Source organism: Subtercola endophyticus (assembly GCF_021044565.1).
In the GTDB taxonomy this organism is placed as follows: domain Bacteria; phylum Actinomycetota; class Actinomycetes; order Actinomycetales; family Microbacteriaceae; genus Subtercola; species Subtercola endophyticus.
Genome location: NZ_CP087997.1, coordinates 1,811,840 through 1,836,253, shown reverse-complemented (window position 1 = coordinate 1,836,253; position 24,414 = coordinate 1,811,840). Strand labels below are relative to the sequence as shown.

21 protein-coding genes and 1 pseudogene are annotated in these 24,414 nt (G+C 66.5%); 16 read left to right on the top strand and 6 right to left on the bottom strand.

What is annotated here, in order from left to right; translation table 11 throughout:
- Nucleotides 1–2 precede the first annotated feature (2 nt).
- The 6 genes and pseudogenes from LQ955_RS08620 (at nt 3) to LQ955_RS08595 (ending at nt 6,732) form a co-directional block, all read left to right on the top strand.
- On the top strand, nt 3–2,612 hold the full coding sequence (locus LQ955_RS08620; RefSeq protein WP_231027752.1) for a DEAD/DEAH box helicase: 2,610 nt from the start codon (nt 3–5) through the stop codon (nt 2,610–2,612).
- 38 nt (nt 2,613–2,650) lie between these two features.
- Nucleotides 2,651–3,055: a TOBE domain-containing protein gene (locus LQ955_RS08615; protein WP_231027751.1), complete on the top strand. Its 405-nt coding sequence runs from the start codon at nt 2,651–2,653 to the stop codon at nt 3,053–3,055.
- A gap of 2 nt (nt 3,056–3,057) precedes the next feature.
- Nucleotides 3,058–3,873 carry a molybdate ABC transporter substrate-binding protein gene (modA, locus tag LQ955_RS08610; RefSeq protein ID WP_390623457.1) on the top strand — a complete coding sequence of 272 codons (816 nt, stop codon included), beginning with the start codon at nt 3,058–3,060 and terminating at the stop codon, nt 3,871–3,873.
- An 85-nt stretch (nt 3,874–3,958) separates the two neighbouring features.
- Nucleotides 3,959–4,828 (top strand): ABC transporter permease, encoded by an 870-nt coding sequence (locus LQ955_RS08605; RefSeq protein WP_231027750.1) that lies wholly within the window; start codon nt 3,959–3,961, stop codon nt 4,826–4,828.
- Nucleotides 4,825–5,634, top strand: a pseudogene (locus tag LQ955_RS08600) (sulfate/molybdate ABC transporter ATP-binding protein); the annotation flags it as partial. The gene LQ955_RS08605 and the pseudogene LQ955_RS08600, both read left to right, overlap by 4 nt.
- Nucleotides 5,635–5,892: 258 nt before the next feature.
- Nucleotides 5,893–6,732 (top strand): polysaccharide deacetylase family protein, encoded by an 840-nt coding sequence (locus LQ955_RS08595; RefSeq protein WP_231027749.1) that lies wholly within the window; start codon nt 5,893–5,895, stop codon nt 6,730–6,732.
- Nucleotides 6,733–6,986: 254 nt separating this feature from the next.
- On the opposite strand, the gene LQ955_RS08590 is transcribed toward LQ955_RS08595, so the two are convergent.
- On the bottom strand, nt 6,987–8,207 hold the full coding sequence (locus LQ955_RS08590) for an aggregation-promoting factor C-terminal-like domain-containing protein (RefSeq protein WP_231027748.1): 1,221 nt from the start codon (nt 8,205–8,207) through the stop codon (nt 6,987–6,989).
- 50 nt (nt 8,208–8,257) lie between these two features.
- Nucleotides 8,258–8,884 (bottom strand): mycothiol-dependent nitroreductase Rv2466c family protein, encoded by a 627-nt coding sequence (locus LQ955_RS08585; protein ID WP_231027747.1) that lies wholly within the window; start codon nt 8,882–8,884, stop codon nt 8,258–8,260.
- A gap of 110 nt (nt 8,885–8,994) precedes the next feature.
- Here LQ955_RS08585 and LQ955_RS08580 point away from each other — a divergent pair, with 110 nt between their 5' ends.
- Nucleotides 8,995–9,549 (top strand): YceI family protein, encoded by a 555-nt coding sequence (locus LQ955_RS08580; RefSeq protein ID WP_231027746.1) that lies wholly within the window; start codon nt 8,995–8,997, stop codon nt 9,547–9,549.
- An 84-nt stretch (nt 9,550–9,633) separates the two neighbouring features.
- On the opposite strand, the gene LQ955_RS08575 is transcribed toward LQ955_RS08580, so the two are convergent.
- Together LQ955_RS08575 and LQ955_RS08570 are read right to left on the bottom strand one after the other, a co-directional pair.
- A complete protein-coding gene (locus LQ955_RS08575) occupies nt 9,634–10,800 on the bottom strand; it encodes a winged helix DNA-binding domain-containing protein (protein WP_231027745.1) in 1,167 nt (388 codons plus the stop codon).
- Nucleotides 10,801–10,826: 26 nt separating this feature from the next.
- Nucleotides 10,827–11,858 (bottom strand): App1 family protein, encoded by a 1,032-nt coding sequence (locus LQ955_RS08570; protein WP_231027744.1) that lies wholly within the window; start codon nt 11,856–11,858, stop codon nt 10,827–10,829.
- A 242-nt stretch (nt 11,859–12,100) separates the two neighbouring features.
- Here LQ955_RS08570 and LQ955_RS08565 point away from each other — a divergent pair, with 242 nt between their 5' ends.
- From LQ955_RS08565 to LQ955_RS08545, 5 genes are all read left to right on the top strand, one after another.
- Nucleotides 12,101–12,745: a TetR family transcriptional regulator gene (locus tag LQ955_RS08565; RefSeq protein ID WP_231027743.1), complete on the top strand. Its 645-nt coding sequence runs from the start codon at nt 12,101–12,103 to the stop codon at nt 12,743–12,745.
- 125 nt (nt 12,746–12,870) lie between these two features.
- Nucleotides 12,871–13,683, top strand: coding sequence for an ABC transporter ATP-binding protein (locus LQ955_RS08560; RefSeq protein ID WP_231027742.1), 813 nt, complete (start codon nt 12,871–12,873; stop codon nt 13,681–13,683).
- 85 nt (nt 13,684–13,768) lie between these two features.
- The gene (locus LQ955_RS08555; RefSeq protein ID WP_231027741.1) at nt 13,769–14,476 is read left to right on the top strand and encodes an ABC transporter permease; all 708 of its coding nucleotides are present in this window, start codon (nt 13,769–13,771) and stop codon (nt 14,474–14,476) included.
- Nucleotides 14,473–15,210 (top strand): ABC transporter permease, encoded by a 738-nt coding sequence (locus LQ955_RS08550; RefSeq protein ID WP_231027740.1) that lies wholly within the window; start codon nt 14,473–14,475, stop codon nt 15,208–15,210. The genes LQ955_RS08555 and LQ955_RS08550 overlap by 4 nt, the downstream gene beginning before the upstream one ends.
- A 2-nt stretch (nt 15,211–15,212) precedes the next feature.
- Nucleotides 15,213–16,151, top strand: a complete 939-nt coding sequence (locus LQ955_RS08545; RefSeq protein ID WP_231027739.1) for an ABC transporter substrate-binding protein — start codon at nt 15,213–15,215, stop codon at nt 16,149–16,151.
- A gap of 130 nt (nt 16,152–16,281) precedes the next feature.
- Here LQ955_RS08545 and LQ955_RS08540 read toward each other — a convergent pair whose 3' ends face one another.
- A complete protein-coding gene (locus LQ955_RS08540; protein WP_231027738.1) occupies nt 16,282–17,349 on the bottom strand; it encodes a M56 family metallopeptidase in 1,068 nt (355 codons plus the stop codon).
- Between the two features lie 147 nt (nt 17,350–17,496).
- Complete coding sequence (locus LQ955_RS08535; protein WP_231027737.1) at nt 17,497–17,892, bottom strand: BlaI/MecI/CopY family transcriptional regulator; 396 nt, start codon at nt 17,890–17,892, stop codon at nt 17,497–17,499.
- A 166-nt stretch (nt 17,893–18,058) separates the two neighbouring features.
- On the opposite strand from LQ955_RS08535, the gene LQ955_RS08530 reads away from it, so the two are divergent.
- Genes LQ955_RS08530 through cydC form a run of 4 tightly spaced genes read left to right on the top strand, consistent with a single transcriptional unit; the run spans nt 18,059 to nt 24,406 of the window.
- Nucleotides 18,059–19,468, top strand: coding sequence for a cytochrome ubiquinol oxidase subunit I (locus LQ955_RS08530; protein WP_231027736.1), 1,410 nt, complete (start codon nt 18,059–18,061; stop codon nt 19,466–19,468).
- 2 nt (nt 19,469–19,470) lie between these two features.
- Nucleotides 19,471–20,517, top strand: coding sequence for a cytochrome d ubiquinol oxidase subunit II (cydB, locus tag LQ955_RS08525; RefSeq protein WP_231027735.1), 1,047 nt, complete (start codon nt 19,471–19,473; stop codon nt 20,515–20,517).
- Entirely contained in the window at nt 20,517–22,595 is a 2,079-nt protein-coding gene (gene cydD, locus LQ955_RS08520) for a thiol reductant ABC exporter subunit CydD (RefSeq protein WP_231027734.1), read from the top strand. The genes cydB and cydD overlap by 1 nt, the downstream gene beginning before the upstream one ends.
- Nucleotides 22,595–24,406, top strand: coding sequence for a thiol reductant ABC exporter subunit CydC (gene cydC, locus LQ955_RS08515; RefSeq protein WP_231027733.1), 1,812 nt, complete (start codon nt 22,595–22,597; stop codon nt 24,404–24,406). The genes cydD and cydC overlap by 1 nt, the downstream gene beginning before the upstream one ends.
- Nucleotides 24,407–24,414: the final 8 nt, after the last annotated feature.

Below are 24,414 nucleotides of genomic sequence, written 5' to 3'. Positions count from 1 at the left end.
CCATGACCGACGCGCAACTCGACTCGCTGGTTTCGCTGGTCAACTATCTGCCCGAGAGCGAAGGCCGGGCATCCGGTGCCGGCGCAGCCCGCGAACCCGCAGACCCCGACGTGCTCTTCGAGCGCTTCAGCGAGTACACCGCGAGCCGGGGCCTCACCCTCTACCCGGCGCAAGAAGAGGCGATCATCGAGATCGTCTCGGGTGCCAACGTCATCTTGAGCACGCCGACCGGCACCGGAAAGTCTCTCGTCGCCGTCGCGGCGCACTTCGCGGCCCTCGCCGACGGTCGCCGCACCTTCTACACCGCGCCGATCAAGGCGCTCGTCAGCGAGAAGTTCTTCGCCCTGGTCGAGATCTTCGGCCCCACCAACGTCGGCATGGTCACGGGCGACTCCAGCGTCAACGCCGACGCGCCCATCATCTGCTGCACCGCCGAGATTCTGGCGAACATCGCGCTGCGGCACGGGGCGGATGCTCCGGTCGACCAAGTCGTGATGGACGAGTTCCACTTCTACAGTGACCCCGAACGCGGCTGGGCGTGGCAGGTGCCGTTGCTCACGCTGCCGAAGGTGCAGTTCATCCTGATGTCGGCCACCCTCGGCGACGTCACCTGGCTGAGCAAAGACCTCACCCGGCGCACGAACCGCGAGACGGCTGTCGTCACCGGGGTCGAACGGCCTGTTCCGCTCAACTACTACTACGCGCTCACGCCCGTGCACGAGACCGTCGAAGACCTGCTGAAGACGGGGCAGGCGCCCATCTACGTGGTGCACTTCTCCCAGCTCGCGGCTCTCGAGCGGGCACAGGCGCTGTCGAGCGTGAAGATCGTGAGCCGCGAGCAACGCGACGAGATCGCCGACGCCATCGGCGACTTTCGCTTCACCACGAACTTCGGCCGCACCCTCTCGCGCCTCATTCGAGCCGGCATCGGAGTGCACCACGCCGGCATGCTGCCGAAGTATCGCCGACTGGTCGAGCAGCTCGCCCAGCGCGGCCTGCTGCGGGTGATCTGCGGTACTGACACGCTCGGCGTCGGCATCAACGTGCCCATCAGAACAGTGCTGCTCACCGCGCTCACGAAGTTCGACGGCACTCGGATGCGCCAGCTCACGGCGCGCGAATTCCACCAGGTGGCGGGCCGCGCCGGCCGGGCCGGCTACGACACCGCCGGAACGGTCGTCTGCCAGGCACCCGAGCACGAGACCGAGAATGCGCGGCTCGTAGCGAGAGCCGGCGACGACCTGAAGAAGATCAAGCGCATCGTGAAGAAGCGCGCCCCCGAGGGATTCGTGTCGTGGGGCGAGCCGAGCTTCAACCGGCTCATCTCCGCCGAACCCGAAACGCTCACCAGCAGCATGCAGATCAACCACGCGATGCTGCTGAACATCATCGGCCGCGGGGGAGACGTCTTCAACAACGTGCGTTCGCTGCTCGAAGACAACCACGAGCCCCGAATCCGCCAGCTCGAACTCGAGCGCCAGGCGCTGGCCATCTACCGCACGCTGCGCACCGCGGCAATTGTGGAGCAGGGCGAGCCCGACGCGAACGGATTCGCGAGCATCCGGTTGACCGTCGACTTGCAGCCCAACTTCGCTCTCAACCAGCCGCTCTCACCTCTCGCGCTCGCGGTTTTCGAGCTGCTCGAGCCCGAGAGCCCCACCTACGCCCTCGACATGATCTCGGTGCTCGAAGCGACGCTCGACGACCCGCGGCCGGTGCTCTCGGCCCAGCAGTTCCAGGCCAAGGGCGAGGCCGTGGCCGCGATGAAGGCCGAGGGCATCGAGTACGACCAGCGCATGGAGCTGCTCGAGCAGATCACCCACCCCAAGCCCCTCGAAGGGCTGCTGGGCGAGGCGTTCGACGTCTACAAGCGCTCGCAGCCCTGGGTGGGCGACTTCGAGCTCAGCCCGAAGACCGTCGTGCGCGACATGTACGAACGCGCCATGACGTTCAACGACTACATCGGCTTCTACAAGCTGAACCGGTCGGAAGGGCTCGTGCTGCGCTACTTCTCCGATGCGTTCAAGGCGGCCCGGGCGACGATTCCCGACGAAGCGAAGACCGACGACCTGACTGACCTCATCGAATGGCTCGGCGAACTCGTGCGCCAGGTCGACTCCAGCCTGCTCGACGAGTGGGAGGAGCTGACCAACCCCGCGGAGGTGCAGGGCGAGGCCGATCTGGTGACGGGTGTCGGCCGCGGAGTCACCGCCGTGCTGCCTCCCGCTCCGCGCAGCGTCGTGTCGAACATCCGCGCGTTCCGCATTCTCGTGCGCAACGAGCTCTTTCGCCGCGTGCAGTTGGCGGCGCTCGACAAGGTCGACGAACTCGGCGAGCTCGAGGCGGCGACCGGCTCGGGCTTCACCCGCGAGATGTGGGCGGATGCCCTCGACGCGTACTTCGACGAATACGACTTCGTGGGCACGTCAGCGGCGGCCCGAGCCGCATCGATGATCAGCATCACCGAGGGCCCCACCGTCTGGGCCGTGCGGCAGACCTTCGACGACCCCGAAGGCGATCACGCCTGGGGCATCGACGCCGAGGTCGATCTGGCGGAGTCGGCCGAGCAGGGTGTGGCGATCATCCGCGTCGTGGGTGTGAACAGCCTGTAGAAACTCGGCTCCGCACCTGCGGCAATAGTATTAGTTTTGTGCCGCAGATTCGGATCAAGGAAGCCGCCCTCTACCTCGGGGTGAGCGACGACACTGTTCGTCGGTGGATCGAGCACGACCTGCTGACCGCGTCGAATGACGAGTCGGGCAAGACCGTGGTCGACGGCGTCGAACTGGCGGCGTTGGCGAAGAAAAACGCCGTGCTGCCCGACGATCCCTCGGGCATCGGCCGCTCGGCCCGCAACCGCTTCGTGGGGCTGGTCACCGCCATCACCATGGACACGGTCATGGCACAGGTCGAACTGCAGTGCGGGCCGCATCGTGTCGTGTCGCTGATGTCGAGCGAGGCTGTACGCGAATTGAATCTCGAACTCGGCTCTATTGCTGTAGCCGTCGTGAAGGCCACGACGGTGATCGTCGAAACCCCCCTGGGGAAGGTGTGAAAGTGAAACTGTCCTTTCGAAAACTCGGTGTCGCGCTGGTCGCAGCCGCTGTACTGACCGGTGCCGCGGCCTGCTCGTCGAGCACCCCCGCCGCCACTACGGCTGCGACCGCGTCGGCGTCGTCGACCCCGGCTCCGACCGGAACCATCGTGGTCTTCGCGGCCGCGTCGCTGAAGGCCACCTTCACCTCGCTCGCGACCTCGTTCGAGGCCGCGAACCCCGGCACGACCATCACCACGAACTTCGCCGGCTCGTCCGACCTCGTGACGCAGATCACCGGGGGAGCCCCGGCCGACGTGTTCGCCTCGGCCGATACCGCCAACATGACCAAGCTCACCGGCGCGGCCCCCAGCCTCATCACCGGCACGCCCGTCAACTTCGCCACCAACGTGCTCGAGATCGCCGTTCCGCCGGGAAACCCGGCCAATGTCAAGACCTTCCAAGACCTCGGTAACAGCAGCATCAAGACCGTCATCTGCGCACCCGCCGTGCCCTGTGGCGCGGCGACCGCCAAGATCGAGAAGTCCACGGGCGTCACGATTCCCGCGGTGAGCGAAGAGTCGTCGGTGACGGATGTTCTGGGCAAGGTCTCGTCGGGTGAAGCCGATGCCGGGCTGGTCTACGTCACCGACGTCACCGGCGCCGGCACGTCGGTGCAGGGTGTGACGTTCCCGGAGTCCTCGAGCGCCGTGAACACTTATCCGATCGGCGAGGTCAGCTCGTCGAAGAACCCGGCTCTGGCTGAGGCGTTCATCGCTTACGTGACCGGCACCGACGGCCAGGCCGTGCTCAAGGCCGCCGGCTTCGGCGCACCGTGACGAACGGCGTCTGATGGCTCGGCCTGAGGCGATCTCCTCGTCGGCCGCACGTGAAGTGCGACCTTCCTCGTCGGCGTTGCATCCCGTGCCATCAGACGCCACTCGTCGGCGCGGCAGCCCGCCGAGGCGCTCGGCGTCGGCAGCCCGTCGCGCGTTTGTCAGCGTGCCGCGCTGGGTGGTCGGCATTGCGATCGTCGGCGGAATCTTCGTGCTGCTGCCGCTGGTCGCGCTGATCACCCGCGTCAACTGGCAGCAGTTCTGGCCGCTCGTCACCTCGCAATCGTCGATCGACGCGCTGCTGCTCAGCCTGCGCACTTCATCGGCGGCCACGCTGATCTGCATCGTGCTCGGTGTGCCGATGGCGCTGGTGCTGGCGCGAACGACCTTTCCGGGGCAGAAGATTCTGCGTTCGCTCGTGCTTCTGCCCCTTGTTCTGCCGCCGGTGGTCGGCGGGATCGCGCTGCTCTACACGTTCGGGCGCAAAGGCCTCTTGTCGGGCGGAATGCAGGTGCTGGGCATCCAGATCGCCTTCTCGACGACGGCCGTGATCATTGCGCAGGCCTTCGTGGCGCTGCCGTTTCTCGTGCTGAGCCTCGAGGGTGCGCTGCGCACGGTGGGCTCGCGATATGAGGCCGTTGCGGCGACGCTCGGCGCAAAGCCCACCGGTGTGCTCTGGCGGGTCACTCTTCCGCTGGTGCTGCCCGCGGTCATCTCGGGCGCGGTGCTCTCGTTCGCCCGAGCGCTGGGCGAGTTCGGGGCTACGCTCACCTTCGCCGGAAGCCTGCAGGGTGTGACGCGCACTCTTCCGCTCGAGATCTACCTGCAGCGCGAGACCGACCCCGATGCGGCGGTCGCGTTGTCGCTCGTGCTTGTGGTCGTCGCCGTGGTGATCGTCGCGCTGGCGCACCAGATCGGCAGTCGCTCGCAGTTGAGCCTTCAGCAGGGCACTCTGTGAGCTTCGTGCTGCAGGCCGCGCTGGATGCCCGCGACTTCGACCTCGAAGTGTCGGTCGCCGACGGCGAGACCGTTGCGGTTCTCGGGCCCAACGGTGCCGGTAAATCCACCCTGCTCGGCCTCATCGCGGGAATGCTGGCGCCCGATCGCGGCCGAGCCGTGCTCGACGATGTGATTCTCTTCGACCTCGGTGGAGCAACCAGCGCGGGAGCCGGGCTCGGGGGAGCAACCGCGGTCGACGCGCAGGCGGATGCACGGGCATCCGTTCGCCGACGCGAGTCGTTCAAACCGCCGCACGCCCGCAGCGTGTCACTTCTGGCCCAAGAGCCGCTGCTTTTTCCGCACCTCAGCGTGCTCGACAACGTCGGCTTCGGGCCGCGTAGCTCCGGGCGTTCCCGTCGCGATTCGCGCAGCATCGCTCTCGACTGGCTCGACGAAGTGGATGCCCGCGAATTCGCCGCGCGCAAACCCGCCCAGCTCAGCGGAGGCCAGGCGCAGCGCATCGCCGTGGCCCGAGCCCTCGCCGCAGAGCCCGCGCTGCTGTTGCTCGACGAGCCCCTTTCGGCGCTGGACATCGAGGTCGCCCCCGCCATTCGCACCATGCTGCGGCGCGTGCTCGCCCACCGCAGCGCCCTCATCGTGACGCACGACGTCATCGACGCCTACGAACTCGCCGACCGCGTGATCGTCATTGACGGCGGCCGCGTCGTTGAGAACGGTCCCACCAAACGTGTGCTCGAGCATCCGCGCAGCTCGTTCGCCCAGCAACTGCTGGCGACCAACGTGGTCGCGGGCAGCTCCCCGGGAGCGTCGCGCAGCGGAACTGCGGCTGCCGCCGCTTCCGCTTCCACCACCGCCGCCGCGTCGCATCGCGCCCGCGCCGTGCGCCGCCTCTCCCGCGGTCGAGCGTGATTTCGGAGGAGATTTCGAGGGGGTGCGCCCAATGCGGGCTCACCCTGCCGAATTCTCCTCTGAAACGCAAACGGTGGTAAGCGAAGGGTAGACCCGAAGTGGGGGTGTTTCTGTTGCAGCAGGGCAGGCGACTTCGCCGATAGGGTATGGCACGTGGATCGGCGACTGTTTCTCGCTGCGGGGGCTGCGGGGGTCGTCTCAGCAGCTCTTTCGGCCTGCGCGCTGCGAGCCCCGGACATCCCTACCGTCGCGGGAACACCCGTGGCCCGGGCGGTGCCCACGGCGACGCCGACGCCGACCTTTACTCCGACTCCGACCCCCACACCCACCCCGACGCCGACTCAGCTCTTCAGCGCCCCCGCCCTGGCGAAGGTGCCGATACCCGACGGCGTCATGACCGACCTGCCCGGCGACGGCACTCTGCTCGCCTGGACGGTCGACGACGGCTCGAACAGCGAGGTGATTCGCAAGTACGTCGAGTTCGCGAAAGCGACTGGCGTGCGGCTCACCTTCTTCGTGAACGGCACCTACTCGGGCTGGAGCGAGAACGCCGATCTCTTGCGTCCGCTCGTCGCAAGCGGGCAGATCCAGCTCGGCAACCACACCTTCGATCACGCCGACCTCACCTCCATCAGCGACGACGACGTCATCGACGAGCTGCAGAAGAACCACGACTTCATCATGAGCACCTACGGAGTGGATGCTCGGCCCTACTACCGGCCGCCCTACGGCTACCGCAACCACCACACCGACCGGCTGGCCGCGAGCATCGGCTACACGACGCCGGTGCTCTGGTACGGGTCGCTCTCCGATTCCGGGCTGATCACCGATCAGCAGGTGGTCGACTTCGCTACGCAGTGGTTTCTGCCGCAGCACGTGGTCATCGGGCACCTCAACTACCTGCCGGTGACGGAGGTCTTCGACCAGCTGGTGCAGATCATCCAGAGCCGCGGGCTGCAGCCGGTGACGCTGAACGATGTCTTCAGCTCCTAGCCTCCCGGTGCGAGGCTGGAGCGATGAAGCAGGAGGGTGCCCTCGGGGGAGTGTTCCACGGCCACGTCACCGATCCGAACGGTGTGATCTGAGAGATCGCCCACAACCCCGGTTGGAGCGTCTCCGCCGCCGGCACCGTCACCTTCGGCTGACGGCTTTCGGCGGCCGTGTTCAGGGGCGTCGGGGTTGCGCAAAAGCACCGTGGAACGCGCCCCGAGGTGCCTTGGCGCAACCTACGTACGCCAAACGCCCGCTCAGTACCAGTGCGGGTCGGTGTTCTGGGAGTGGGCCCAGGCGCCGCAGGGGGAGCCGTAGGCGCGCTCGATGTACGACAGACCCCAGTTGATCTGCGTCTGGTAGTTGGTGCGCCAGTCGGAGCCGGCCGTGGCCATCTTGTCGCCGGGCAGCGACTGCGGAATACCGTAGGCACCACCGTCTTCGTTGTAGGCGTTCACGCGCCAGCCCGACTCGCGGTTCCAGAGACTGACCAGGCACGAGAACTGATCGCTGCCCCAGCCCATCGCCGACACCTGGCCCGAAGCGTACGACTGGGCGGCACCCACGTCGACCACGACGGAACCCGGCGGCAGTCCGGCGCTCGAGCCCGATCCTGAATCTGAACCCGAGTCGGAGCCAGAATCGGCTGCCGCCGCGGCTGCAGCGGCAGCGGCGGCCTGCTGAGCGGCGATGTTGGCGGCTTCGATCTGGCCCTGCCGGTATTGTTCCTCGACCTGCGCCGTCGAGTTCTGCAGGGAGGCGAGCTGAGCGTAGAGCACGGTGCTCTTGGCCTGCTGATCGGCGACTTGAGCATCCGCCGCTTCTTGTGCGGCCTTAGCGTCGTCTGCCGCCTTCTGCGCGGCAGCGGCGAGCGCCTGCCGCGCCGTCTCGGCGACCGCGGCCTGGTCTTTCAGGCTTGTCGCGAGGTTCTGCGCCGATGTGGCGAGCGCGTTCAGCTGGGCCGACTGCTGAGTGAGCTTGCTCATGGTGCCGAGCTGGTAGAGCAGCGACTCCGCATTGCCGCTGTTCAGGAGCAGCGATGCACTGCTGCTGCCGCCTGAGCGGTACAACGACGCGGCCAGTTCGCCGACCTGTTGTTTCGCCGCCGTCGCCTTCGACTCGGCGTCGTTCGCCCGCTGGGTGGCGGTGTCGGCCACCTGCGTCGCCGACTGCAGCGCCGACTGGGCAGCCAGATACTCGTTGCCCTTCTTGACCGCCTCGTCGCCGAGCTGGGCGGCTTGGGCCTCGAGCCCGGTGAGCAGGCTGTTGATGTTGTCGACCTCGGCCGCCTTGGCCGCCTCGTTCTGCTTGGCCGCGTTCACGTCGTCCCAGCTCGGGTAGTCCGTGAGCACGACGGGGGCCGCCAGGGGCCCGGCGGCGGCGGCCAAAGGCGCGGCGGCGTTCGCCGTCAGCGGCGTTGCAACGGCGGCCAGTACGGCGAGCACCGCCGCCGTCAGAACGCGCGCAGAACGAGACATCCTTCTACGCTAAGCGACTCATTCGTAAATCCCCGGCACGACTCTGCTAATCAGCTGAAGATGGGATCGCGGGTGCGGCTGCGCTTGAGCTCGAAGAATCCGTCGTAACTCGCGGCCGCCACGACGCCGTCCCACAGGGTCAGCGCCTGCTCGCCCTTCGGTGCCGGCGAAATGACCGGGCCGAAGAAAGCGACGCCGTTCAGGCTCAGGATGGGCGTTCCCACGTCTTGCCCGACCAGCTCGATGCCGCTGTTGTGCGAGGCGCGCAACTGCTGCTCGAACTCGAAGGGCTTGTCGGCGGGGTCGGCCGGGGCGTACGCGACGAGGTCGGCCGGAAGGCCCACTTCTTCGAGCGACTCGCTCATCACGGCATCCACATCGGTGCGCTGGCCGAGGTGGATGCGCGTTCCGAGTGCGTCGTACAGCGGCTTGACCACCGCATCGCCGTGCAGCTCCTTGGCTGCAGCCACGAGCTGCGCGTACCGCAGGGCGCGGGGAAAGAAGGCGCGGTACGACTCCGACACGTCGTTGTTCTCGTTGAGAATCGCGAGGCTCATGATGTGCCACGACACATCGAGGTCACGATGAGGCGCCACTTCGTCGACCCATCTGCTGGTCATCCATGCCCACGGGCACGAGGGGTCGAACCAAAAGTCAACGCGTGTCGAATCTGTCATGTAACAAACTCTCTCACTCGTGGGAATAAAAACTCCATTCGATACATTTGTATAGACGCGGGCAGCCTTATGCCTTCATCCCTTTGAAGCAATTGAAGAGAAGAGAAACCATGACTGACACCTACCAGATCCCGGGCCACAAAGCGGGCACGTGGACCATCGACCCCTCGCACAGCGAGGTCTCCTTCAGCGTTCGCCACCTGCTCATCAGCAAGGTCAAGGGCAAGTTCGAGAAGTTCGACGCCACCTTCGTAACCGGCGAGAGCCCCCTCGACACCAAGCTGACGGCGTCGGCCGAGGTCGAGTCGATCAACACCGGTGACGCCAACCGCGACGGCCACCTGCGTACGAACGACTTCTTCAACGCTCCCGAGTTCCCGACCATCACGTTCGTCTCCGACGGCGTCGTGGCCGAGAAAGACGACCTGCTCGTCACCGGCACGCTGACCATCAAGGGCGTCAGCAAAGAGGTCACCTTCACCGTCGAATTCGGTGGCTTCGGCAGCGACCTGTACGGCAACTACAAGCTCGGTCTGACCGCCAAGGCCGTCATCAACCGCAACGACTTCGGTGTGAACTGGAACGCTCCGCTCGAGGCCGGCGGCGTGCTGGTCGGCGACGACGTGACGATCAACATCGACCTGCAGGCCAGCCTGCAGGCCTAATTAGGCGCCGGAAGACGAAGAAAGCGACGTACACGCCGCCGCTTTCTTCTGATTCCGTTGGGTATAACGAATCGGCCGTCGGCCTCACTTTCGGGTGAGGTCGGCGGCTTTTTTCGTCGCCGCGAGCGGCAGCCCAGAATAGTGGGCGTAGACCTCGGCGGTGCGATGGATGCCGCGCTGCACTGCGGGCGTGAGCGTGACGAAGGGGTCGGGAGTGACCGCCACCTGCTTCGTCGTGGCTTTGCGCGACCACGAGCCAATGACGCGCCCGCCCGCGACGATCGTGGGCAGGAACATGCCGTTGCCGCCGGGCACGATGCGCTCGAAGTGCCCCTCATCGAGAGGTACGCTGCGATCGGTGTAGCCGAGGATGTATTCGTCGAAGCCGGGCAGCAGGTAAACAGCGCCGCCGCCGCCGCCGCCGCCGCTGCCGCTGCTGCCGCCGCCCGCCCGCGCCGCGCTGTCGGCGTCGAGCGTTCCGGCCGCCATCCAGTACTCGACACCGTCGACCTCGATCGATTCGAGCCCCGGGCGCGCCAGTTCCAGACCGATCTTCGCCTCTTTGACCAGCACTTTCGACCACCACAGAAAATCTTTCAGCGTGGCAGGCCCGTGACTCGTGACGTAGCGCAACACGAGTTCGCCGAGGCTCTGGTCACGATCGAGGGCGCGTGGATGCCCGATCCACTCATCCAGCAGCACGAGGGCCTGATTCGTGCCGTTCGGGCCCACCATCGGCCCGAAACAGATCGTTTTGGTGTGGGCGAGATACCAGAGCAGGTGCACTCCGCGCTGGCCCTGTGTCGAGACGCCGTCGGCATCGAAGGCGGCGAAGAGTTCGTCTCGGGTGAGGCTCTTGCGGCCCGCGAGCGCGCGCTCTGCGAGATCGCGAGCATGCGCGAACGTGTGCGCGTCGAGCCCGAGGCCGCGATGGCGTGTCGCCGCGCCGGTGAGGGTACGAGCGGCCGTCAGATCGAGCATCCACCCGAGGTCTTCGCCTGGCACGAGGTGCAGGGTGCCGCGGAACGGCCACGAACGCACCACCTCACCGTGGTCGAAGGCGGCGGTGACCTGGTCGCGCGTGCCGCCGGGCATCCGCAGTGCCACGGCCCAGAGCGCACCGGGCAAGTCTTGCGCCTGCATGGCCGTCATCCAGCGCACGACGTCGACCGCCGAGCGTGAGTCAGCCGAACTGATGAGTTGGCTCGCCAGCCGAATGCGGGCGAGCGTGCTGCGTTCGGCGGCTTTCATGGCAGAACGCTACAGCAGACCCGTCGCTACAGCAGGCCCGCGGCCCGCATCTGCTTGGCGAGGCCGGAACCGTCGGGCGCGTACATCCACAACGCCTGCGACTTCTCTGACATGTCTTCGGACTTCGAGCGCCCGCCGGCGAGAACCGCCTCGCTGGGGGAGAGCTGCCGAATGGCGATGGCGGAGACGTTCTCGGGGTGCTGCTCTTCGAACTCGCCATAGATTTCTTCGTCGTGCTGGCCGTCGTCACCGACGAGCATCCACTTGATCTGCGGAAACTCTTCGGCGAGGCGGCGCAGGTTGTCGCGCTTGTGCTCCGGCCCGCTGCGGAACAGCCGGTCGTGCGTGGGCCCCCAGTCGGTGAGCAACAAGGCGCCAGAGGGGTAGAGGTTGCGCGACAAGAACCGCGTCAATGTCGGGGCCACGTTCCAGGCCCCGGTCGAGAGATAGATGGTGGGCGAACCCGGATGCCCGGCGGCCAGCCGGTCGAGCAACACGGCCATGCCGGGGGTGGGCCGGCGCGCGTGCTCGTCGAGCACGAACGTGTTCCACGCCGCAAGCAGCGGACGCGGCAGGGTCGTGACCATGACCGTGTCGTCGATGTCGCTGACCACCCCGAAGGTCGCGCTCGGGTCGATGACGTGCACGGGGGCCTCGACGATCTGCGAGTCTTCGGCCTGCAACGTGATGGTGTGCCAGCCCGGTTCGAGGGTGACGGCGAGTTCGGCGTCGACAACGCCGCCGCGGTCTGCCTTGACCCGGTGCACGACGCCGTCGACCGTGACGGTGACCTCGACTTCGTTCACCGGCACACTGGTGAAACTGCGCCAGCCGCGCACCGTCTCGTCGCGCCGCCCGATGAGGGGCAGACGCCGGCGTCGCTTCTCGTCGCGGGTCAGCAGAACCCGGCTCAACACCCGGATCCACGTGGTCGAGCCGTACCCGGTATAAGGGATGACCGTGGTGTGGTAGCCGCGTTTACGCGCCCGGTTCTCGCGCAGTTCGTGGAACGCGTCTTCGATGCGCGCGGCCCGGTGCAGGATCAGTTCGGGGGTCACTTTCGACCCGGTGAAGGACTGTTCCGGCTCGTTTAGCACCCGCTCAGTCTGTCAGATCAGTCTGAGTACGGTACTCGGCGACGGCCCTGCGGGCTCGTGATTTCTGAGTACGAGAAAATATTGGGTGCGATTTCCTGTCAAACGATAGGGAATTTCCTCAGACACAACGCCTGTTTTGACCGCACTTCGCTCACGCGGAGTAACATGAAGATTACTTGTAACAACGAAGGGGATGGCGAAAAGTGTCGCTCAGTAAGCTCATCGACGAAACCCTGCTCGAGATGGTCAACGTTCGCAACGAGCCCGTGCAGGTTCGCAGCTCGACCCGCATCTCTGCTCTGGTCGACGCGGCGGCCGAGGTCGTCGAAGAGGTCGGCGTCGAGCGCATGACCACGGCGATGGTCGCTGAGCGCGCCGGCGCCTCCATCGGCACGGTCTATCGCTACTTTCCCGACCGTATCGCGGTGCTCTCCGCGCTGAGCCTGCGCAGCATGGATCGCTTTCTGCGCCAGACCCGCGAGAACATTCTGCGTGAGAAGCCCGAGACCTGGATCGACCTGCTGATGGTCTCGTTCGACACCGGCGTCGAGATGCACCGCACCGAGGTCGGCTTCACGTCGATTCGGCTGGGCGACCTCGTGTCGTATCCCGAGGTGGAGCCGTCGGGCATCCGCTCGGCCCGCATCGCGAAGGCGTTCGCCGCCATCATCAGCGAAGACTTCGGTCTGGCCGAGACCGACGAACTGACCCTGCGCATCGAGATGAGTGTGAACATGACCGACGCTCTGCTCACCCGTGCGTTCGTCACCGACAAGAAGGGCGACGAGGCGATCATCGCCGAAGCCCGCAAGATCGTGCACGGGTACCTCACCACCGCCAGCGAATAGTTCTTCTCGCCCCCGAATGTCGGTGGGGTGCGCAACAATTCGTCAAGGGTCGGTTTTGGCTTTGCCAATCCTGACCAGAGATGTTTGGCTTGGCGCACGCCCGCACGCGACGAATGGATGGCGACATGATCGAATTCCGCACGGTCACCAAACAGTTCCCTGACGGAACGGTGGCGGTCGACGAGTTCAGCCTGGTCATTCCTGCGCGCCAGACCACGGTTCTCGTGGGTTCGTCGGGGTCGGGCAAGACCACCATCTTGCGCATGATCAACCGCATGGTCGAGAAGACCAGCGGCGAAATCGAGATCGACGGCGAGAGCATCTACAAACTCAATCCCGTCAAGCTCCGCCGCAGCATCGGGTATGTCATGCAGAACTCCGGTCTGCTGCCGCACCGCAAAGTCGTCGACAACGTCGCAACGGTGCCATTGCTCAACGGCGTGAAGAAGGCGGATGCCCGCCGGGGCGCCCTCGATCTGCTCGACACGGTCGGGCTCGACCGCGCGCTGGCCGACCGCTACCCCAGCCAGCTCTCGGGCGGGCAGCAGCAGCGCGTCGGTGTGGCACGCGGGCTCGCCGCCGACCCGAACATCTTGCTGATGGACGAACCCTTCGGCGCCGTCGACCCCATCGTGCGCGCCGAACTGCAGCAAGAGCTCGTGCGTCTGCAGCGCGAACTCGGCAAGACCATCGTGTTCGTCACCCACGATATCGACGAGGCGTTTCTCCTCGGCGACCAGGTCGTGCTGCTCGAAAAGGGTGGTCGTATCGCGCAGCAGGGCACTCCCGCCGAGATCCTGTCGAAGCCGGCCAACGATTTCGTCGCCACGTTCATCGGGGCCGACCGCGGGCGGCGAGCGCTGCGCGTCGAGGTCGTCAACGGGCGAAATGTAGTCGTAGACGCCGACGGCCGCCCCACGGGGGTGTTGCAGGCATGAGAAGCCGCGTCGCTGCAGACCGTCTCAGTCGCCGGCGTTCTGTCGGTCTTGTCAACTGCTGGGCCGCGCTGAAACGAGCCCTCTCGTGAACTGGGTCGTCAACAACTTCGGCCTCATCTGGAGCCTGACGCTCGTTCAGGTCACCCTGGCCATCCCCCCGATCATTCTGGGCTTCGTCATCTCGCTGCCGCTCGGCTGGCTGGCGAACCGTTTTCGTCTCACCCGCGGCGCCCTGCTCACCATCAGCGGTCTGCTCTACACGATTCCGTCGCTGCCGCTGTTCATTGCGCTTCCCGCCATCATCGGAACGGGCATCCTCGACCCCATCAACGTGGTTGTCGGCCTCACGATCTACGCGGTCGCCCTCATGGTGCGACAGACGGCAGATGCCCTGGCCTCGGTCGACCCCGATACCAAGCAGGCCGCCACGGCCATGGGCTTCTCGGGCTGGAGCCGGTTCTGGAAGGTCGAATTTCCGCTCGCCGGGCCGGTGTTGCTCGCGGGCTTGCGGGTCGTCTCGGTGAGCACCGTGAGCCTGGTGAGCATCGGGTCGGTGATCGGCGTCACGAGCCTCGGTTATCTCTTTCTCAACGGGCTGCAGCGCGACATTCCGGGTGAAGTGATCAGCGGCATCGTCGCCACCCTGGTGATCGCCATCGTGTTCGACTTCATTCTCGTCGGCATCGGGCGCCTGCTGATGCCGTGGACCCGCGCTGATCGCAGCAGGCGATCGCCTCGGCGAGGTTCGGGCAGGCAGCTAGCCGAGAGCCGGGTTCCGGTGGTGGTCGAATGAACTTTCTTCTGCAGGGCATCGCGTGGATCTTCGATCCGGCACGGTGGAGCGGCCCCGGCGACATGCAGAGCCGCATCCTCGAGCAATTGGCGTACACGTTCGGCGCGGTCGCCATCGCTTCGGTCATCGCGATTCCGCTCGGCCTGCTCATCGGGCACACCGGCAAGGGGCGAGACGTCGCCGTGTCGCTGTCGGGTGGACTTCGGGCGCTGCCTAGCCTCGGCCTGCTCATCATCTTCGCGCTGCTCATCGGTATCGGCTTCAAGGCGCCGCTGCTGGCGTTCGTGATCCTCGCTATTCCGCCCGTTCTCTCGGGCGCCTACGCCGGAATCGAAGCGGTCGACCGGCGCACGATCGACGCGGCCCGCGCCATGGGCATGACCGAATGGCAGGTGCTGACGAAGGTAGAGGTGCCACTCGGGGCGCCGCTCATCGTGGCGGGCATCCGTTCGGGCATTCTGCAGGTGGTGGCGACGGCCACTCTTGCCTATTTCGCGAGCGGCGGTGCGCTCGGCGTGTTCATCAACGACGGGCTCGTCACCCGCAATTACATCGAGTTGCTGGGCGCGTCGATCGTGGTCACTGCGCTTGCGCTCATCTTGGAGGGCATATTCGCCCTCCTCCAGAGGTTGATCGTGCCACGCGGTGTCACCGCGGGGCAGGTTGCAGACGTTCGATCGAGGCCAGTCAGGTCGCGGTCGACGGTGGGATCCCCCATCCAAGAAGGAGAATAACAATGTTCACAGCAGGGAAGAAAGGCCGGATCGCCGTCATCGGCGCTCTCGCGGTCAGTGCCGCCATGGCACTGGCAGGGTGTTCGTCGAGTAGCAGCACGCCCCTGGGTGGCGGCTCGAGCGCCTCGGGCAGCGCCGCCGCAGGCACCATCGTCATCGGTTCGCAGGCGTACTACTCCAACGAGATCATCGCCGAGATCTACGCTCAGGCTCTCGAGGCCAACGGCCAGACCGTGACCCGCCAGTTCAATATCGGCCAGCGCGACGCCTACATGCCGTCGGTCGAAGACGGCACCGTCACACTGTTCCCCGAGTACACCGGCAATCTGCTGCAGTACCTCGACCCGAAGGCGACGGCGACCACGTCGGCCGATGTCTACGCCGCGCTGCAGAAGGCCGTTCCGGCCGATCTCGAGGTGCTCGACCAGGCTCCTGCCGCCGACCAAGACGCCTATGTCGTGACGAAGGCTCTGGCCGACCAGTACGGTCTGAAGACCATCGCCGATCTGTCGAAGGTTCCGAACGTCACCATGGGCGCGAACCAGGAGTTCGCAACCCGGCCCTACGGCCCTCCCGGCGCGCTGAGCACCTATGGCGTGACGCTCGCCTTCACGCCGATCGGCGACTCTGGCGGCCCGCTGACCGTGAAGGCGCTGACCGACAACACGGTGCAGGTCGCCGACATCTACACGTCGTCGTCGGCCATCACGACCGACAATCTCGTGGTGCTGGGTGACCCGAAGGGGCTCATTCTCGCCTCGAACGTGGTACCGATCATCAACAAGTCGGCCGCGACACCCGAGGTCACTTCGGTGATCAACAAGGTGGATGCCGCACTCACGTCATCCGAGCTCGCCGCCCTGAACGATCAGAGCACCGTCGACCAGAAGTCGTCGGCTGACATCGCGAAGGCGTGGCTGGCGAAAGAGAAACTGTTCTGAGTTGAGTGATGCGCCGCCGCCTGTGCGGCGCATGCTGGCAGAACGGAGGGCGCAGAGCTCATTGCGCCGGAATTGTCGGGTCGTCTCCCTCGGGAGGCGGCCCGATTTACTCGCTGTGGGCGATTCGGGGTCAGGAGGAGAGCAACAGCACGGTGGGAATCGCGAGCAGAACCACGGCGGCGGCGAGGATGACCGTGCGAGTCGGTACAGGCAGCTGGGGTTCGGGGTTCAGCAGGCGGCGCACCCGGGTCGAGACGGGATCGAGCTGTGCGTCGGTGCGCGCCGATCCGGGCATCCCACCGCCCCCACCGCCCCCACCGCCCGAACCGCCCGTGCCACGGCCGCGCTCGGCCAGCGCCACGGCGGCGACGGATCCGTTGCTGCGTCGAACGATGGCCTCGGTCTCGGCCGAACCGACGAGGGAGATCGCCTCGGCCAGGGTGAGGTCGTCGGTGCTGCGGCGGCTCTGATCGTCCGCGAGAATCTCGACCAGCAGCGAAACGGCGACCTGTGCGCGGGTTGCGATGGGAAACCAGGGCAGGGCGCTACGCCATGACTCGAAGGCAACGAGCACAACGTGGTGCTGCTGGCGCAGATGCCCGCGCTCGTGCGCGATGACGGCTTCGAGTTGGTCGGTGCTGAGCAGGCTGACCAGCCCCTCCGAAAGCACCGTGACCGTGCGCGCCCCGGGGAGACAGTAGGCCACGGGAGCGGGGGAGTCGATGATGTGAGTGCCCGGCCGGCCGAGCAGCGGCGTGCTCAAGAGCTCGACGAGTGCACGATGCCGGCGACGCTGGCGCTCGGTGCGCGTCGTGGTCACGATGAGGTTGAGCACGAGATGCGCTGCGAGCAGCAGCGCGCTGCTGAGGGCGAAGATCTGAATCAGCCCGACATCGGGCGGCAGTGGCCCGCCGAAAACGAGCGGCGGCAGTTCGAGCAGGCCGCGGATGAGGCTCGAGCTGAACGGGGCGAGGCCGAACGTGACGAGCGAGCCGATCATCGAAAAACCACCGGCGAGGGCAATGGCCGACCACACCACAAGTGCTACGCCGGGGGAGCGGCTCGGCCAGTGCGCCTTCGCCAGCGCCACAGGAATCGGCCACGCCAGCAGTACCGCGAGCACCGCGAGGCACACCGATGCGACGAGCATCGAGTTCATCGGCGCCGCACTCACCGGGGCCGTCATCGCGAGAAGCACGCGCCCAGCGTACCCTCGCGCCTCGTGAGGCTCCTGCGTGCTGGTCTCGTGAGGCCGTTACGCCCGCAGTGAGGTTGTTGTACCAGCCTCAACGTGGTCACAGCGACCTCACTCGAGTCGAATTGCACGGGAGGAGCCGGCGAAGGGTCAGTCGTCGGCCGAGTCTGCGGAGGTCTGGCGGGCGCGCTGGTCGAGCAGCTGGCGCAGCGTTTCGGCCTCTTGCGGGGTGACGGTGCCGACGAAGTGGGCGAGGGCTGCGGCGCGGTCGGGCTCGGCGCCGAGCGCCTGCTGCAGCAGCTCTGAGGTGTGGTCGGCGCGGGTGGTCACGGCGTAATACACGTGCGGCCGAACTTTACGATCGCGGTCGACGAAGCCCTTGCGCTCGAGCCGAGACAGCACCGTGAGCATGGTGGTCAGAGCGAGCTCGTTGCCCGCGCTGGTCTTGTGAGCGAGTTCGTCGCGCAACTCGGCCGCAGAGACCGGCTCGTCGTTCGACCAGAGCCGCTCCATGATGGAGCGTTCGAGATCACCCAGGGTTGCCATTGCTTTAGATTACCGCCTTTTCCTAGATTGTTCTACATCCGGTAGAAATGTGTTCTACACTCGGTAGAAGAACGAATTTCTACACAATGTAGAACTACCGGATTCACCCGGGAAATCGCATAATGGTAGCTCAGAAACTCCTGAGCGGTTGACACGCGGAGGCGTTGTGAACGACTGGCTAGACCCCCTGCTGTTGTCACGCTGGCAATTCGGCCTGACAACCATCTATCACTTTCTGTTCGTGCCTCTCACGATCGGTCTGGCCGTCTCGGTGGCCATCTTTCAGACGGCCTGGGTGCGCACGAACAAGGCAAAGTATCTGCAGCTCACCAAGTTCTTCGGAAAGATCTTTCTGATCAACTTCGCCATGGGCGTCGTGACCGGAATCGTGCAGGAGTTTCAGTTCGGCATGAACTGGTCGGACTACTCGCGGTTCGTCGGAGACGTGTTCGGCGCCCCGCTCGCCCTCGAAGGCCTGCTGGCCTTCTTCTTGGAGGCCACGTTCATCGGGTTGTGGATCTTCGGCTGGGATCGTCTGCCGAAGAAGCTGCATCTCGCCACCATTTGGGTAACCGCGGTCGCGAGCATCCTTTCGGCGTACTTCATCATCGCCGCGAACGCGTTCATGCAGAACCCCGTCGGGTACGAGATCAACCAGGCCAAGGGCCGGGCCGAGCTCACCGACATCTGGGCACTGTTGACGAACAAGGTGGCGCTGGCGGCGTTTCCGCACACCATCTTCGCGTGCTTCATGGTGTCCGCCGCGCTGATCATCTGCGCCGCGGCCTGGCATCTGAAGAGAAAACAGCATGTCGACACCATGCGCCCGGCGCTGAAGTTCGGGTTCTGGATGATGATCATTGCGGGCATCCTGACCATCGTGTCGGGCGACCAGCTCGGCCTCGCCATGGTTCAGACCCAGCCCATGAAGATGGCGGCGGCGGAGGCGCTCTACAACACCGCGACCGGGGCGAACGCGTCGTTCTCGCTGTTCACCCTCGGCACGCCAGACGGGGTGAGCGAGCTGTTCTCGATTCGTATTCCGTATCTGCTGTCGTTCTTGTCGACGCACACGCTCGATGGAACGGTCGAGGGCATCAACGACCTACAGGCTCAGTACACGCAGTTGTACGGGCCCGGCGACTACACGCCCATCATCTGGGTCACGTACTGGGCATTCCGCTACATGATTCTGTTCGGCATCGTGTCGATCGCCATCTCGGTCGCCGGCCTGTTCTTCACCCGCAAGGGCCGTGAGCCCAAGCGCTGGATGTGGACGGTGGCCATCTGGGCCGTCTCGCTTCCGCTGGCAGCCATGATCGTCGGCTGGATCTTCACCGAGATGGGCCGGCAGCCCTGGATCGTGTTCAGCCTGCTGAAGACCAGCGACGCCGTCTCGCCGAACACCACCGGGCTCGACGTGCTCATCTCGCTTGTGGCATTCACGCTGATCTACGGCGCTCTGGCGGTGGTCGAGTTCAAACTCATCAAGAAGGCCATTCAGAAGGGCCCCGAAGAACCGGAGAAACCCGACGAACTGACCGGCGAAATCAAGCACGAAGCGACGGTGTACTGATCATGGATCTTCCTACCATCTGGTTCTTCGTTCTCGGTTTCTTCTTCATCGGCTACTTCGTGCTCGACGGATTCGACTTCGGCGTCGGCATGACGTTGCCCTTCTTAGGTAAAGACGACACCGATCGCCGTGTGCTGATCAATACCATCGGCCCGATCTGGGATCTCAACGAGACCTGGGTCATCGTGGCCGGGGCCGCGATGTTCGCCGCCTTCCCCGAGTGGTACGCCACCTTGTTCAGTGGCTTCTACCTGGTGATGCTGGCGATTCTGCTGGCGCTGATCTTGCGCGGGGTGTCGTTCGAATACCGGCACCAGCGCCCCGAGGCGGCCTGGAAACGCCGCTTCGACCGCATGATCGTGATCGGCTCTGCCGTGCCCGCCTTCTTGTGGGGTCTGGTGTTCGCCAACGTCGTGCGGGGGGTTCCGCTCGACGCGGGGTACAACTTCACCGGCAGCGTGTTCGACCTCTTCAACCCGTACGCGGTGGTCGGCGGTCTCACCCTCCTGCTGCTCTTCTTCACGCACGGCGTCATCTTCGTCTCGCTCAAGACCGAGGGCGACATCCGGGTGCGCGCACGAGCGCTCGCCGTGAAGTCGGGACTCGTCACGATCGTGGTGGCCGCCGGCTTCTTGGTGTGGACCACTGTGTCGTACGGCACCGTGTGGTCGGGCATCCTGTCGGCCCTGGCCGCCGTGGCACTGATCGGGGCGTACCTCGCGAACCTGCGCGGCGCGGAGCGGTGGTCGTTCGCGCTGATGGCCGTCACCATCGCGGTCGCCGTGCTGAGCCTGTTCGTGTCGCTCATGCCCGACGTGATGCCCGCCACGAACGACCCGGCGAACAGTCTGACCATCGCCAACGCGTCGTCATCGTCGTACACGCTCACCATCATGAGCTGGGTGGCGCTGATCTTCGTGCCGCTGATTCTGCTCTATCAAGGGTTCACGTACTGGGTGTTCCGCAAGCGGCTGAGCCGGTCGACGATCACTGGCGAGGGTGCAGACGAAGCCGGCTCCGGGGCGGGCAAGTTGGCGGCAGGCGCCTGATGAAGCCCGTCGACAAGCGCCTGCTTCAGTACGCCTCTGCCGCCCGTTCGTTCTTCGGGCTGGGGGCGGTGCTCGGGCTCGCGCAGGTGGCCTGCATCGTCGCTTTTGCGTGGCTGGTGAGTTCGATCGTGGTCGATGCGATTGGGGGCGCGCCGCTTTCGGCGCTGGGTCTTCGGCTCGCCGCGCTGGCTCTCGTGGTGCTGGTGCGCTCGGGGCTCGTCTGGCTGATGGAGTACAACTCGGCGCGCGGAGCCACCGTGGTGAAGAGTCAGCTTCGACGTGAGGTGCTGACGGCGCTGCCCCGGCTCGGTCCGTCGTGGTTGTCGACGCGCAACAGCGTCGCGGTGTCGACCGTGGCGACCAGCGGGCTGGATGCCCTCGACACCTATTTCTCGAAGTACCTTCCCCAGCTCATCCTGACGGCCTTGGCGACCCCGATTCTCGTCGTGGTGCTGTTCTCCTCCGACTGGCTCAGCGGGCTGACAGTACTGCTCACTCTGCCCGTGATTCCCGTGTTCATGGTGCTCATCGGCTGGGCGACGCAGAAGGCGCAGGCGCAGCAGTGGAAGCAGCTCGGCCGGCTGTCGAGCGGATTTCTCGATGTGGTCGAGGGCCTGTCGACGCTGAAGGTGTTCGGGCGCGAAAAGAGGCAGGCGGAGCGCATCCGGTCGGTTACAGACGACTACCGCGTGACCACGATGAAGGTGCTGCGAATGTCGTTCGTCAGCGGGTTCGCCCTCGAGCTGGCGGCGAGCCTCGCCGTGGCCCTGGTGGCGGTATCGATCGGTCTGCGGTTGGTCGACGGCTCGCTCGGGCTCGGTGTCGGGCTGTTCGTGCTCATGCTGGCGCCCGAGGTGTTTCTGCCGCTGCGGCAGGTCGGGGCGCAGTTTCATGCGGCGGCCGACGGGGTGGCGGCGACCGACGATGTGTTCGAGATTCTCGATGCGGCGGCAGGCGTGGCGGGGGTGGCTGGGGCTGGGTCGAAGGCAGCGGCGGCGGCTGGTGCACTGACGGCGTTGGCGGCGGTGGATGCTCGGGGTGGCGCTTCGGTCAGAGCAGGTGCCAGCGGCGGTGACCCCGCGGCCGGCGTGCATGACCGCAGTGAGGTCGTTCGCGATGACTCCGTGAGCGGGTTGCTGGTCGATCGGCTGAGCGTGAGGTACGGCGACGATCCTGTTGTGCGGGAGTTCTCGGCCGCGTTCGCGCGCGGCACGCTCTCGGTCATCGCCGGGCCGAGCGGTGCGGGAAAGTCGAGTCTTCTCGCGGCGATGCTGGGGTTCGTGGAGTTCGACGGTCGTATCGAGCTGGTCGGCTCCGGGCATCCGGTCGCGCTGTCGCGGGATGATGTCGCTTGGGCGGGGCAGCGTCCGGGCCTGATGGCGGGAACCGTCGCGGCCAATGTGACACTGGGCTCGAGCGCCCTCCACGCTGCGCATGTCAACGACGCGCACGTGGCCGACGCACATGAGGCCGACGCCCCGCACGTCGCTGCGCATGTCGCTGCGCACGTCGCCGGCGCGCTGCGGCGGGCAGGAGCGGCTGAACTCGACGCCTCGACCGTGCTCGGAGTGAACGGCGCGGGGCTCTCGGGCGGCCAGGCGCAGCGCGTCGCGGTGGCACGGGCGCTGTACCGCGCGGGGGAGCTCAGCACTCCGCTGCTGCTGCTCGACGAGCCGAGCTCTGCGCTCGACGCTGGTTCGGAGGCCGCTCTGATCGACGGTCTGCGCGAGGTGGCGGCGAGCGGCGTCATCGTGATCGTAGTGTCGCACCGCCGCGCATTCCAGGAGGCGGCCGACCAGGTCGTCGTGATGTCGCCGGTCGCCGCACCCGCCGACACGCCCGCTGCGCCCACGCCCGCCGCCGCGCTCGCTGCGCCCACGCCCGCCGCCGCCCTCGCCTCGTCAGTGCCCGCGGCTTCACTCGCCGACACGCCCACGCTTGTCGCCGCCGCCGGGGCACGTGCCGCTTCCGCCGCCACCGGAGCACGCGCGTCCGATATCACCAACGCTCCCGCCGCTGCTGCTCCCGGCACTGAGGCCGGCACCGCGCCGGCCCGCGCAGCAGCTGAGGTGCGCTGATGCTCACCTCAGAGGTGCTGCGGCTCGCCCAGCCGCGCTGGCGCATTTTCGCCCCCGGAGTTCTCTTCGGCGTGTTCAGCGCCGCCGCCGCGGTCGCGCTGCTCGCGACCTCGGCCTGGCTGATCACGCGCGCGGCCGACGAGCCGCCGATTTTGTTCTTGTCTGCCGCGATCGTCGGCGTTCGGGCCGCAGCGCTCGGCCGGGCATGCTTTCGGTACCTCGAACGGCTGAGCAGCCACGATGCCGCCTTCCGCGGTCTCACCGGGCTCCGTGTTGGCATCTACGAGCGGCTCGTTCCGCTCGCCCCCGACGGAGTGCGCGGCACGAAGCGCGGTGACCTGCTGGCTCGGCTCGTGGGCGATGTCGACGAGCTGCAGAACCTTCCGTTGCGGGTCGTGCAGCCTGTGCTCACCTCGGTGATTGTGGCGGTTGCGGCGGTGGTCGGAACGTTCATCCTGCTGCCGGCCGCCGGCATCGCGCTCGCGGTGGCGCTGATCGTGGCCTTTGTGCTCGGCACCGTCGTCAACTCGCGGCTCGCCGGGCGTGCCGAGCGGGATCTCGCTCCGCTGCGGGCCGATTTCGCCGAACGCACGCTCGACGTGGTGAGCAACCTCGACGTGCTCGTCGCGTTCGACGCAGTGGATGCCCGGCTCGACTCCTTGCGCGACACCGAGGCCCGGCTCACCGCCGCTGCGCTCGGTAAGGCGTCAGGATCGGGCGCGGTGGCCGCCGTGGTGTCGCTGCTCGCCGGGCTCGCGACCCTCGCTGCTCTTCTGGTGGGCATTCCGGCGCTCGGGTTGGCGACCGCTGGTGCGTCGGGCGCTGCAGGCGCTGGTGCGGCCGCTTCTGCCAGCGCCTTCGGCACGATCGACGGCCCGGTTCTGGCGATGCTCGCGTTGGTGCCGATCGCCGTGTTCGAGGTCTTCGGAATGGTGCCGCTCGCGGTGGGAGCCTGGCGCCAGGTGCGGGTGAGCGCGGCTCGTGTCGCCGATGCCGTGCCCGCCGAGGTGCCGCTCGAGATTCCCGTCGACGGTCGGGTTCCGGTCGCGCTCCCGGCCGACCGTCGGGCGCCGTTCGCCTCGGCTCTGGGCGCCGCGTCGCTCGTGCCTGCCGCGCCCCCTCTCCCGACCGGTGCCACCGTGCCATCCGTTTCTGGCGACTCCACGCGCCACGCGCCTGCCATCGAGCTGCGCGACCTCTCGGCGCGGTGGCCGGGTGCTGCCGGGGAGGCGGTCGAGCGGGTGTCGCTGAGCATCCGCCCGGGGGAGCGAGTTCTCGTCACCGGAGTCAGCGGCGCGGGCAAGACCACGCTCGCGCACGCCCTCGTGCGGTTTCTCGAGTACGGCGGCAGCTACACGGTCGACGGAGTCGAGGCACGTTCGCTGCCCCAGGCGGAGGTTCGTCGAATGATCGGATTGTGCGAACAACAGCCCTACCTCTTCGACGCGAACCTGCGCCAGAACCTGCTGTTCGCTCGTGACACCGCCACCGACGACGAGCTCCTCGCCGTGCTCGACCGGGTCGGCCTGCTCGACTGGGCCGAGCAGCGCGGCGGGCTCGGCGCGGCACTCGGTGAGCACGGCGCCCTTGTTTCTGGCGGGCAGGCGCAGCGCATCGCGCTGGCCCGCGTGCTGCTGACCGACTTCGCGGTCGTCGTTTTCGACGAACCCACGGCCAACGTCGACTCCGACCGGGCCGATCGGCTTCTCGTCGAACTGCTCGCGGCCGCCGGGCCCGAGCGTTCGGTGCTGCTCATCTCGCACGCCGAGGTTCCGCCCGGACTGGTCACGCAGCACCTGCGCCTGCCCTGAGGCCGCGC

Excerpts from the sequence above, each read along its gene's own strand:
- LQ955_RS08620 (WP_231027752.1), top strand. The coding sequence starts at position 3 with ATGACCGACGCGCAACTCGACTCGCTGGTTTCGCTGGTCAACTATCTG.
- LQ955_RS08590 (WP_231027748.1), bottom strand. The coding sequence starts at position 8,207 with ATGTCTCGTTCTGCGCGCGTTCTGACGGCGGCGGTGCTCGCCGTACTG.
- LQ955_RS08585 (WP_231027747.1), bottom strand. The coding sequence starts at position 8,884 with ATGACAGATTCGACACGCGTTGACTTTTGGTTCGACCCCTCGTGCCCG.
- LQ955_RS08580 (WP_231027746.1), top strand. The coding sequence starts at position 8,995 with ATGACTGACACCTACCAGATCCCGGGCCACAAAGCGGGCACGTGGACC.
- LQ955_RS08575 (WP_231027745.1), bottom strand. The coding sequence starts at position 10,800 with ATGAAAGCCGCCGAACGCAGCACGCTCGCCCGCATTCGGCTGGCGAGC.
- LQ955_RS08560 (WP_231027742.1), top strand. The coding sequence starts at position 12,871 with ATGATCGAATTCCGCACGGTCACCAAACAGTTCCCTGACGGAACGGTG.
- LQ955_RS08550 (WP_231027740.1), top strand. The coding sequence starts at position 14,473 with ATGAACTTTCTTCTGCAGGGCATCGCGTGGATCTTCGATCCGGCACGG.
- LQ955_RS08545 (WP_231027739.1), top strand. The coding sequence starts at position 15,213 with ATGTTCACAGCAGGGAAGAAAGGCCGGATCGCCGTCATCGGCGCTCTC.
- LQ955_RS08535 (WP_231027737.1), bottom strand. The coding sequence starts at position 17,892 with ATGGCAACCCTGGGTGATCTCGAACGCTCCATCATGGAGCGGCTCTGG.
- cydB (WP_231027735.1), top strand. The coding sequence starts at position 19,471 with ATGGATCTTCCTACCATCTGGTTCTTCGTTCTCGGTTTCTTCTTCATC.
- cydD (WP_231027734.1), top strand. The coding sequence starts at position 20,517 with ATGAAGCCCGTCGACAAGCGCCTGCTTCAGTACGCCTCTGCCGCCCGT.
- cydC (WP_231027733.1), top strand. The coding sequence starts at position 22,595 with ATGCTCACCTCAGAGGTGCTGCGGCTCGCCCAGCCGCGCTGGCGCATT.